This is a genomic window from Treponema sp., from assembly GCF_051883275.1.
Classification (GTDB): domain Bacteria; phylum Spirochaetota; class Spirochaetia; order Treponematales; family Treponemataceae; genus Treponema_D.
In genome coordinates this window covers 21,689-33,034 of the sequence record NZ_JBJETK010000007.1, presented here as the reverse complement: position 1 = coordinate 33,034, position 11,346 = coordinate 21,689, and the positions used below count along the sequence as shown (strand labels likewise).

7 protein-coding genes are annotated in these 11,346 nt (G+C 37.2%); 1 reads left to right on the top strand and 6 read right to left on the bottom strand.

Features of this window, described 5'->3' with window-relative positions:
- Positions 1–472 precede the first annotated feature (472 nt).
- Complete coding sequence (locus ACI4L0_RS00835) at positions 473–1,720, bottom strand: ATP-binding protein (protein ID WP_439798277.1); 1,248 nt, start codon at positions 1,718–1,720, stop codon at positions 473–475.
- 185 nt (positions 1,721–1,905) lie between these two features.
- Here ACI4L0_RS00835 and ACI4L0_RS00830 point away from each other — a divergent pair, with 185 nt between their 5' ends.
- Complete coding sequence (locus tag ACI4L0_RS00830) at positions 1,906–2,385, top strand: restriction endonuclease subunit S (protein WP_439798278.1); 480 nt, start codon at positions 1,906–1,908, stop codon at positions 2,383–2,385.
- Here ACI4L0_RS00830 and ACI4L0_RS00825 read toward each other — a convergent pair.
- The 5 genes from ACI4L0_RS00825 to ACI4L0_RS00805 all read right to left on the bottom strand — a co-directional run bounded on the left by ACI4L0_RS00825 (position 2,356) and on the right by ACI4L0_RS00805 (position 11,308).
- On the bottom strand, positions 2,356–3,954 hold the full coding sequence (locus tag ACI4L0_RS00825; RefSeq protein ID WP_439798276.1) for a restriction endonuclease subunit S: 1,599 nt from the start codon (positions 3,952–3,954) through the stop codon (positions 2,356–2,358). The genes ACI4L0_RS00830 and ACI4L0_RS00825 overlap by 30 nt on opposite strands.
- Complete coding sequence (locus ACI4L0_RS00820) at positions 3,955–4,821, bottom strand: KilA-N domain-containing protein (RefSeq protein WP_439798275.1); 867 nt, start codon at positions 4,819–4,821, stop codon at positions 3,955–3,957.
- 3 nt (positions 4,822–4,824) lie between these two features.
- Positions 4,825–6,267 carry a type I restriction-modification system subunit M gene (locus ACI4L0_RS00815; protein WP_439798274.1) on the bottom strand — a complete coding sequence of 481 codons (1,443 nt, stop codon included), beginning with the start codon at positions 6,265–6,267 and terminating at the stop codon, positions 4,825–4,827.
- Positions 6,268–6,269: 2 nt separating this feature from the next.
- A complete protein-coding gene (locus ACI4L0_RS00810) occupies positions 6,270–9,074 on the bottom strand; it encodes a DEAD/DEAH box helicase family protein (protein WP_439798273.1) in 2,805 nt (934 codons plus the stop codon).
- Positions 9,075–9,502: 428 nt separating this feature from the next.
- The gene (locus ACI4L0_RS00805) at positions 9,503–11,308 is read right to left on the bottom strand and encodes a hypothetical protein (protein ID WP_439798272.1); all 1,806 of its coding nucleotides are present in this window, start codon (positions 11,306–11,308) and stop codon (positions 9,503–9,505) included.
- Positions 11,309–11,346 lie beyond the last annotated feature (38 nt).

The window sequence follows — 11,346 nt, the reverse complement described above, 5'->3', positions numbered from 1 at the left end:
TGTAAAACTCTTTACCGCACCACAGGCATAGCCTGTGGATTTCTTATGGTATTAAGCTAGTTCATGATATTTTTGACTTTAAAACAAATCAGTATTATGGAGCTTTTTATACAGAAAAAAATCAACTTGACCAAAAAAAATGGAGTCCTATTAGGAGCTAGGTTTCAATCGAAACGCACGGCATGAAGCCGACTTTCACTCACAGAGAACCCTACTCTTAATATATATCATATTTTTAGCATTTGCAAGTATAAAGGAGCTTGTATCACATGGCGGTCATTTTGAGCAAAGCGAAGAATCTACAGACACAACCGCACTTGAACATCAAATAGGCGCTCTTGTCTATAAACTCTACGGACTTACAGACGAGGAAACAAAGTTTATCAAAAACTACGAGATAGAATTCCGTATTAACGATGAAGATGAGTAGAATACATATTCTCAGTGAGGAAATTGATGCTATCGTTATTGTCTAAATACAGTTTTCATCAAGAAGAAAATCAAGAAGTCCGATTGTAAGAATTCCTTTTTCGTCTGTCTTGCGCTTTATGTTGTCGCCTGTGATGATAATTTTTTTAAAATTATCATGTATGTTTAAAAGAGGACGTTCTTCCTGTTCTTTTTTTTCTTCCGTTGGCAGTTTAAACGCAGATTGAATGTATATCCGTTCGGCTCCTTTGTTTACAACAAAATCGACTTCAAGTCCAAGCCGTAACTTGCCGCTTGAGTTTGTTGTCCAACTTTCAACGAATCCGACATCAACATTGAATCCCCTGTATTTCAACTCGTTGTAAATAATGCTTTCCATTATATGAGGTTCTTCCTGCTGCCGAAAATTCAAAATGGCATTTCTTAATCCAACATCTTCAAAATAATATTTGGTTTCCGTACCGATGTATTTTCTGCCTTTCACATCATAACGCAAAGCTTCTTCAATTAAAAAAGCATCTTTCAGACATTCAATATAATTCAAAATCGTCTTGTCTGTTACCACTTTTTTTTCAACAGATTTGAATGTATCGCTCATTCGTTTTGGGTTTGTAGGAGAGCCGATACTGGAAGCAAGCATTTGTACGACTTTAAAAAGTCCTTCTGCATTACGCAAATGATTTCGCTCCTGAACGTCCTTCATATAAGTCAGCTCGTAAAGATTTTTCAGGTAATCACTTTTCTTTTTCTCTGAATCAAATTCAAGAATCTGCGGCAGCCCGCCGTAAGTGTAATATTCCATCCAGGCTTCTGTTTTATCGCCGCCAACCGCCGTATAGAATTCGGAAAAAGAAAGCGGCAATACCCGGATTTCGTCCCCACGCCCTCTGAATTCCGTAACAACATCTTTTGACAGAAATTTTGAATTGCTTCCTGAAACATACACATCAACAAAAGGCGTGTGCAGAAGGCTCAAAAGCACCTCGACAAAATCCTGCACCAGCTGAACTTCATCAAGAATTATATAAGTTGTTTTTTTGTCATTTTGAAGATGAGTGTCTATATATTCCAGCAATGCTTCGGGATTACGTAATTTTTTGTTTCGCAGGTCGTCAAGTGAAAGTTCTATAAGGTGGTTTTCATCAACTCCTTTTTCTACAAGATAATTATGAAAAAGTTTAAAAAGCAAAAAAGACTTTCCAGAACGTCTGACACCTGTAACTATTTTTACAAGATTGTTTCCTTCTCCGGAAATGAGCATATCAAGATATTTTTTTCGCTGAATTATCATATTTAGTCCGAAAAATTGTGGTAAACCACATATATTCGGAGTAAAATTATCAGATTTTTAGAACAAGTGCAAGTGACAGATTAAAAACAGTTTTTTATGTCTTAAAAAAATTCTTAAATTTATAATATGTAGATACTCTAAATAATTGTTATTATGAGAAGTTCGCGAGCGGGAAAACAGAAGAAATCGAAGTTCCTTATGAATTACCGGAGTCGTGGATATGGTGTTTATTTGGTGAAATTGCTATTGTTATAAATGGTAAAAATCAATCCAAAGCTGAAAATCCAAATGGTCAATATCCTATATACGGAAGTGGTGGCGTTATGGGAAGAGCTGATGATTATATTTGTCCTGAAAACTGTACAATTATTGGAAGGAAAGGATCTATAAATAATCCATTATTCATTACAGAAAAATTTTGGAATGTTGATACTGCTTTTGGGTTATGTGCAAATAATTTGGTTTTACCCAAATATCTGTTTTACTTTTGCAAGACATTTGATTTTACAACAATAGATAGCAGCACAACTCTTCCTAGTTTAACAAAGACAAATATCCAACAGATTCTATTTCCTCTACCACCTCTGGCGGAACAAAGACGGATTATTGAAAAAATAGAAATTCTGTTTAAAGAATTAGATAATATTGTTTTGAATTTGATCTAACTGCCCAAATATTTCTTCAATCTTTGAGACAATTCTTTTTTGTTCGTTAATTGGTGGCAAAGGAATTAAAGTTGAAACAATTTTTTCTTTTGATATATTCGGTTGAGCTCCTCCAAAACCTTGAAGTATAAATTTTTCTTTATGTTGCATTAAAAAGTAAAAGAGATATTTATTATAAATACCTTGAAAATCTGAGCATACACAACAAGCTTGATTTGTTGTAGCTGGAATTGAAAGAATTCCTAGTTTTCCAATCGTTGCTCCATACATAGCAATACAAACAGAATTTGCAGGATTTAATTTTAATGAAGTTTCTTTAAGCGCTTTTTCAGTAATTCTATTTGGAATATCAGTTATAATACAATTATTTAAATCTCCTGTTAAAAGCCATGGAATAGTACCGTCTTTATAATAATCAATATTTTTTTTATTTGGTGTAGTACCAGATTTCCAAATACCAATTTTTCCCAGTCTGCACCAACTCCAAGAATCCGGCACTTCAAACGGAATTTCATCTTCAATGCAGACTTCTTTCCCGCTCGCGAACTTCTCATAATAACAATTATCAGAACCCTTATAGATGTAAGAATCATTTTTATCACGCTTAAGTTCGCCTTTTGCAATTCTTTCTTCTTTTTCTGCACGAAGTTTTTCCAGGAGAACAGAAGCAGGTTCGTCGTTAGGGGATTGCGGTATGAGGTTGCCGTGAATTGCAAGGTCTAGGATTTTGGATTTAGCTTGTTTGACGGCGGTTTGTAGGTCGGATTTGTTTTTATCTAAATATTCAATTTGCTGAAAAACTTTTTCGATTGCTGAAACAATTTCTATTTGTTCATTTAAAGGCGGAAGAGGTATTAAAAGACTTCGCATTGTTTGTAATGATACATTCTTTATTGTTGAACCTGTAGCGTTTTCTTCTGCATACTTCTTAAAGTAATCACTAATGAGAAAATAATAGCAGTATTGTTTTAATTCTGTTATCAATAAATTAAAATAACAAGCACTTTTACCTAGAATTATAGGTTCATTATTATAAAATGCAACATTTCCAAGAGTCCCATTAATTGAGACGAAAACTGTATTTTGAGATAAAGTTTTTTTGTATTTAAGATATTCGGAATCATCAACTTTTTTAGTTTCTGCTTTTATTTCTATCTTTCCATTAACAATATTATTACCGTTTACAAAGTAATATTTTCCTTCATCATTATAATTAGGAGTTCCATGAATTCCATCACCTAATTCAGAAACTAACATTGATAATCTACACCAAGCCCATCCCTCCGGCACTTCAAACGGAATCTCATCTTCAATATCTTTTACCGTTCCGTCTGCGAACTTCTCATAGTGCCGCTTATCATCACCAATAAAAATATAACTATCCTTTTTGTCGGCTTTTAATTCACCTTTCGAGATTTTTTCTTCTTTTTCTTTGCGGATTTTCTCTAATAAAACATCAGCTGTTTCGTATTCTGGAGACTTTTTTAATTCTGCAACAATTTCTGGGGATAATAATTTACCATGAATAGCAAGATCTAAAACTTTTTGTCGTAAGGCTTTTGTGTTCATCTATTTAATTTCCTTATTGTTTTCAATTGAAAGAATCTTTGAGGAAGAAAGGTCGAATCCGCAAATAGTTCTAAGTTGTTTTAATGCTGTCTCGCGTAATAATTCAAGTCTTTTTGATTGAGGAAAATTCTGCTCAATCAGTATTGCGTTATAGCTTTCAAGATTTGCTAAAACTAAAAGATGATGCAAGTCTGTATAATCACGCATATTTCCTTTTTTGCCCGGATTTTTCTTTTTCCATTCTTTTGCTGTTTGACCGAATAGAGCTACATTCAATAAGTCGGCTTCATCTGCATAGACAAAAGATTTTTGTGCTGCTGTAAGTTCTGGAATTATTAAATTTTCTTTTATCGCATCAGTATGAATTCTGTAATTAAGTTTTGAAAGTTCTCGGTTTAAATTCCAATTTAATGAAAGTTTTGAATTCTCATCGCTCTTTAATCTACGATAGTCTTTCATTATATAAAGTTGAAATTCTGGAGAAAGCCATGTTGCAAAAGACATTGCTATATCAGTATGAGCAAAAGTTCCCCCTCCATAACGACCTGCTTTGGAAACAATACCAATAGCATTTGTCTGTTCTATCCATTTTGTTGGGGTCATTACAAATCGATTTGCACCTGCTTCATTTTTAACCGTATCGAATTGCACACGGTTAAAATTAGGATTATGAAGTATTTCCCAAACGCCAAGAAATTCAATTGTATTTCTATTGCGCATCCAGTTTTGAATTACGAATCTTGGGTCATCTTCATTGCGATATTTTGCAATATCAGTTAATGAAATAAATTCATTTTCAAAATCAGTTGTGTAAATACCAATTTCTATTCCTTGTGCATGTATAGTCTCTTTTATTGTCTTTTCCATAATCTATCCTTCAATTCCTTGAAGCAAATTAGAAAGTTTACCTATGGCTGTATTAATATTTACTGCCTTTTCTTTGATTGTTGAGAAAAGTTCTTTCAGAGTTACATCTTCCAAATCGTCTTTGTCTTTAATCCAGGAAATATCAAGACTTGTTTTATCTCGTTCGAGCAATTCTTTTACATCATATTTACGCCATCTGCCTGTAGGATTTTCTTCACTCCAGGTTTCCTTTCTGTCTTCGATATGTCCTGCGCAGTAGCAGCTTACAAAGTCATCAAGATCAGAACGCTTAAGAGGTTTCGTCGCAAGTGTATGTTTGATTCCTGTACGATAGTCATAATACCAGGTTTCTTTTGTTGGAGTTCCTTTTTCAAAGAATAAAACATTTGCCTTTACTCCGTTTGCATAGAAAATGCCTGTTGGTAAACGAAGAATTGTATGAAGATTAAAATCTTTAAGAAGTTTCTTTCTTAAGATTTCTCCAGCACCATCTGCAAAAAGAACATTGTCAGGAAGAACGATTCCTGCTCGACCTCCGTCTTTTAGCATAACCATCATATGCTGTAAAAAGTTCAGCTGGTTGTTGCTTGTTGTAACAATCAAGTCGGATCGCATTGTGGAAATATCAACACTTCCTGCAGGGCGAGCTCCAAAAGGCGGATTTGCAAGAATTACATCTACAAGATGTTCGGGTTCATGTTCCAGACTGTCTTCACATTTGATTGGCGTTGTATCTGCTCCAATATCGTGAAGATAAAGATTCATAGAAGCAAGCGTTACTACAAGCGGTGTAATGTCATTTCCGCGAAGTGCTTTTGTTTGTAAGAATTCAACTTTATCCTGCTCATCACTTTGCTTTCTCATATAATCATAAGAAGCAAGCAAGAATCCACCAGTACCGCAGGCAGGGTCAGCAACAGTTTCTGTTATTTGTGGCTGAACTACATCAACCATAGCACTGATAAGAGCTCGTGGAGTAAAGTATTGTCCTGCACCGGATTTTTTATCCTGACCATTCTTTTCAAGAATACTTTCATAGATTGCTCCCTTGAGGTCGCCATCCATACTGAACCAGTTTTCTTCATCAATCATTCCTATGAGTTTTTTAAGAAGGGCTGGTTTTGTAATTTTATTCTGAGCTTCTGTAAAAATTGCACCGATAAGTCCGTCTTTTGCCTGTAAAGTTTCGAGAATCTTTTCATATTTAGCCAGCTGATCCGGGCCATCAAGTTCAACAATATCTTTCCATTTATTTCCTTCTGGGAGAGCACTGCCCAAACCGTAAGATTCTTTTTCCGAATCCATTTTTAAGAATAAAAGATATGTTAATTGAATGATATAATCTGTAAATCCAACGCCTGCTGCTGCAAGGACATCAGCCATATTCCAGACTTTCTTTGTAAGTGTCTGTTCTGGTTTTACTTGAGTTGTTTCTTTTTTTGTCATTTTTATGCTGCCTTTCCATAGAATAAGTATTTTGATATAGTCTGCATTTCGGAATTTAATTTGTCAGCCCCAAATATTGGAATTGCTTTTACAAATAAATCATGTTTTGCTTTATTTAATTCAATATTATTTATACAGCCGTTTTGCACAATGTACTCTGCTATCTGCCGTACAATTTCAACTTGTTCTGGTGTAAATTTACGCCAGGCCTGTCCACAATAAAGATTGAAGTAACTTCCAAATCTTTTTTTTAGTGATACAAGTTCGTTGTCAAGTTTATATCCGTATCTTACAAGCTGGATAAGGTTTGTAAGTACACCTAGCTCAGTTTCCTTATTCAAAGGTTTTACATTTCCAGTTTCGCCGTCTAAAGTCTGATAACAAGTCCATAAAAATTCTGATTTGAACTGGTTGTTGTATGCAAGAAGTTTCTTTTCCAGATCTTTGAGCATGTTGTAAGTAATGGCAACTTTTTCCTGATTGTAAAGGATTCGTAAAGCTTCAACCTCATCCTTATTATCTTCAAGATATTTTTCAAAAGTATCGATGTATTGTTTTGCCTGTTCCTTTGAAAATCCTGCAGAAATCAATGTATCTGTTTTGTCTACAGCAATTTTTATAAAGCCGGCATTTACTTCCAGAAGTTTTTTTCGGGCTTTCAAATTATTGATAAGAGAAGAAATCAAAATCTTCCGTTCGTTATTTTGAGCATTTATATCTTCGTAAGGCGGAAGCTTGTATGTTTCTGGTGCAATCGCTTCAAAGATATTCATTGCAAGTTGTTTAATCGTAATTGTCCCAATCAGTTCGTTAAGCTCCAGCAAATCTTCTGTTTCCGCTTTTTTGTTCACATTTGAAAGATAGCCGGCAAGAAGATTCAGATTTTCATCAGGAACTTCTCCATGTGCAAGATGTTCCAGCAAATCTTTAAGAGATAAAACTCGTTTTACAGAGCCATCTCCACCGGGTGTAGGCATTGATTTCTCATGTTCGGTAACACCTACGGCATCAACAAGATAATAGCAGTCTTTTGAATTTGCATTTGTAGTAACATTACGAAGTTTGTCATCGGCAATTATACGGCAGCCGCGACCTTTCATCTGTGTATAAAGAACTTCAGAATTTATATCACGCATAAATACAAGAATTTCCAAAGGTCTGACATCAGTTCCTGTTGCAACAAGAGTAACAGTAATTGCAATACGGAAATCTTTATTGTTTCTAAAATCGTTAATCAACTGGTTTGAGTTACCAGATTTGCAGGTAATTAATTGAGCGTAATGTTCTGGTAATTTACCTTCCGGGAATTCTTTTGAAAAAACTTTTTCAATTGCTTTTAGAATATCTTGTGCGTGAGTTTCCTTCTTGGCAAAAAATAGTGTTTTTGGAATCATATCCCAGTCTTTTTTTCTGTCTGGATATAATGAGTCATATATTGCATCCTTATAAGCTTGTACAACTGTTTCAATTTGAGAGGGAACAACTACGCTTCGGTCTATTTCGCTCTTGGTAAATTGTTTTTCTTCTGTTTGTTTTTTTGATGTTCTCTGTCCTGTAAGATTAGAAACCTTTGTAACCTTTTCACCTTCTTGAAGTGTTCCGCCAGCCTCTGAAATTTCAGTTTTAATTCGATATACACGCGGAGGGACATTAACACCATCGGCTATTGATTTTTCAAGAGTATAATTTACAACACGATTTTTATTGAAGAAGGCTTCTGCTTCCGGAGTAGGAGTTGCAGTAAGTCCTATAATTTTAGCATTAGAGAAATAAGTAAGAACTTGCTGCCAATCCCCGTAAATTGAACGGTGACATTCATCTATAATAATTACATCAAAGAAGTCTGGTGGCAGAAGGACATTCCCCGCAAGCTGAACCTGTTTTCCCGGAGTATCTTCATCATGCTCCATTTCTTCGTCATCGTCGGTGTCATCAAGTTCTTGTCCTGTAAGAGCTGCAAAAAGCCTTTGAATAGTGGAGATTACAACGCTTGCATTTCCAATTTTTTCAACACTTTTAAGTCGGTGCACAATATATTCATCAGAGAAAGCATTTCCAGTTTCCGTGAGTTTATAAGTTCCAAATTCTCCTTCTGCCTGTTTTCCAAGATTGTTTCGATCAACAAGGAACAGAACTCGTTTTGCTGATGTGTAATTTAAAAGCCGGTATGCTGCTGTACAAGCTGTAAAAGTTTTTCCGGCTCCTGTGGCTAAAACTACAAGCGCTTTTTTCTGTCCTTGTTTAAAAGAAAGTTCAAGATTTGTAATGGCTTCAAATTGACATTCACGCAGACCTTTTGGGCCAACTGGCGGAACTGACGGAAGTTTTGCATATTCAGATTGAATATCATTACCTGCAAGCGTTACAATTTCTTTCGGAGTCAGCATTTTTTTAAGAACCTTATATTTTGGTTCTTTCTCGTGCATGTCCTTAAAAAGCAAAATACTTCCATTTGAAAGGAAAATAAACGGAAGTGGATTTTTCCAAGTCTGAACCCAATCAGGAAGAATGTTTCCGTAAGTTTGGGCTTGTTCAGCAACTTCTACTCCAAGATGATTTTCTTTGCGTTTGGCTTCCAGAACAGCAATGGCTTTTCCATCAAGGTAAAGTATGTAGTCAGCCTCTTTGTTACCTTTTAGAATGTTTTCACGGACAGCTTGTGCGTTTATTGCATCGGGTACAAATTCATCACGATTAACAACAGTCCAGCCTGCATCTTCGAGAGTTTTATCTATATGAACACGAGCCTTTTGCTCCGGCAAAAGGTCATCATAATTAAAAGTATGATTAATCTTATATTCTGACATAAATATATACTAATGTTCTGATAACTAGTTATTATCAGAACATTATATCACAAATTTATCATAATATATAGAAAAAAGTAATAAAGGATTTTGGATATTCTAGGGAATTTTTCTCATTCGCAATCTTGCAACTCAGGTCTTGCCTCACAGTGAACGGGCAAAACATTCCGCCGTGCGTGAATTTTTGGCTTTTTTGGTAGTGACCGGCCGGCGTTACGGGCGCACAATCCCGACTGTGGCTGCAGGGGCTTACAGCTCCTCTGCTGCCATTGTCGGTGTTGTGTTCACTGTGATTGGCAAGACCAATCTTTCGGACATCTTTATAACGGAAAGTATGCAAAAAAAAGGGAAACCGGGCTGAAATTTTCACCTGATTTCCTTGTTCGCAACTTTGCAATCAATTAAAAACGGTTTTGCCGGCTCTGCATCTACCGTTCGATTTCATCGTTCCGCCTGTTCATCTTAAGCCGGAGTTTTTTCTGCCGCCGTTCAATCTGCCAGTCCAGCTCTTCGCACGACCATTTTGATTCGTACTCTTCAAAAGTCCCTGTTCCGTTCCTGTCCATATCATCGGCGAGGTTTCTGAAATCCTGCGCCGTCTTTCCCTGAAGGAAATTTTTAAATCCGCGGATTGCATCGCTTAGTTTTGAAACGACTTTCTGGCAGCGCTCCGTAAAATTGGAAACTGCATAATCGACTTTATCACGCCAGCCGGCTTCGGGTTCAAGAAGTTCAATCTTAAGCTGCCGTCCCATAGCCTTTACATTCACCTCAATCTTTTCGTTGTCATGAACGGCAGAAGCATACTTTTTGTATTTCCCTTCCAGAAGACTGAATGATTCGAGTTTTTCGGCAAGCTCCCTTGCATTGCGTTCGTTTGCCTCTTCATTCTCCCGGTTCTTTTCGGCTGCTTCTGCGTTCCGAAGTTTTTCCTCTTCGATGATTTCCGCCTGTTCCGACAGGTCTGCCCGCTTCTTTTCCAGTTCCTTCTTGTCTTCCTCCAGATGCAGAACTTCCTGTCCGCGTTTTTCAAGTTCTTCAGATTTCGCCCTGTTTTCTGCTTCAATCCTCCTGTTCTCTTTCTGAATCAAAAGCATTTCCCTTTCAAGCCGCTTCGTTTCTGCAAGAACCGCCTTGTTGTCCTCCCTCTTTTTGTACTCCTGAATCGAAACTTCTTCGTCACGGTCTTTATCGACTGTCCGCTCGACCTTGATTCCATAGCTTTCTGCAAAATCCAGAAGATCCCTGCGTACTGCTTCCTCCATCTGAATCTGTGCAGTCAGTTTCCCTTTCGTCCTGAAGCCCATTTCACAGCACGCTCCTGTCAGTGATGTCTGGAGCTTCATTCCGTTTCCGATTGCCTTTCCGAACTTTTTTGCACGGAGAAGCTGCCAGTCCAGGCTTTCGAATTTTGTCCTGTCAAAGGCTTCTCCTTTTTCCTGCGCTTCCTTCCGCATTTTTTCTTCAAGTTCCTTTTTCCATCTTTTTTCTTCTTCCTGCTCTTCTTTTGAAAGTGCATGGGCGACCGGAACATAAACGAAGTGGATGTGAACCGCTCCCTGCAGAACTTCGCCTGTTGCCGCATCTTTTGTAAATTCGTCTGCGTGAAGATAAATTCCGATGGGGCGGATGTTCGGATAATGCTCAGGCATCCATTCAAGGCAGAACTCCTTCAAAACTTTTTTTGATGACCCGGTGTCAAGCCTGTTGTCGCGTTTCCCGATCTGAAAGATGAATTCGTAGCAGGGCTTTCTTGAATTGTCGGTCTTCGCACTTTTCTTCATCGTTCCCTGCCGCCTGTCGTTTTTGATGTGCTCAAGATAGTTTTTTATCCTGCGGTTTGACCTTTGGTTCCTGTTGTATTCTTCAAGGGCTTCGCCGAAAATTTCTTTGTAGGCTGAATCGAGGTTTCTGTAATCCAGAAGGATTTCGTAATCTCCGCTTTCTCTGTCGATGTGTCCGAGTTTTTCAACCCAGCTTTTCTTCCTGCGGTTGTGTCCTTCTGCGGTTTTTGGTCTGGATTTTGCCGAACACCTGAACCCCAGATGGTTTCCGTTTTCGTCAAACGCCTTTTTCCCGTTGACCGAATAGTTCAGCTGCTGAAGCCTTCTCCTTAATGCCCCTGCATCATCTTTTGAATGAACCGCTTTTTTTATGTCAAATAGATGCAGTTCCTTTTCGTATGTCGTTCCGTCAATCGGATCTATGATTGTGTTGTTTTTGTTTCCCTGCATGTTTTTTCTGCGCCGGAAACAAAAAAAGTCCGGCGCTT

What these genes read in the sequence shown, in the direction of transcription:
- ACI4L0_RS00815 (WP_439798274.1), bottom strand. Translation starts at nt 6,267, where the DNA reads ATGACAAAAAAAGAAACAACTCAAGTAAAACCAGAACAGACACTTACA.
- ACI4L0_RS00820 (WP_439798275.1), bottom strand. Translation starts at nt 4,821, where the DNA reads ATGGAAAAGACAATAAAAGAGACTATACATGCACAAGGAATAGAAATT.
- ACI4L0_RS00810 (WP_439798273.1), bottom strand. Translation starts at nt 9,074, where the DNA reads ATGTCAGAATATAAGATTAATCATACTTTTAATTATGATGACCTTTTG.
- ACI4L0_RS00835 (WP_439798277.1), bottom strand. Translation starts at nt 1,720, where the DNA reads ATGATAATTCAGCGAAAAAAATATCTTGATATGCTCATTTCCGGAGAA.
- ACI4L0_RS00825 (WP_439798276.1), bottom strand. Translation starts at nt 3,954, where the DNA reads ATGAACACAAAAGCCTTACGACAAAAAGTTTTAGATCTTGCTATTCAT.
- ACI4L0_RS00805 (WP_439798272.1), bottom strand. Translation starts at nt 11,308, where the DNA reads ATGCAGGGAAACAAAAACAACACAATCATAGATCCGATTGACGGAACG.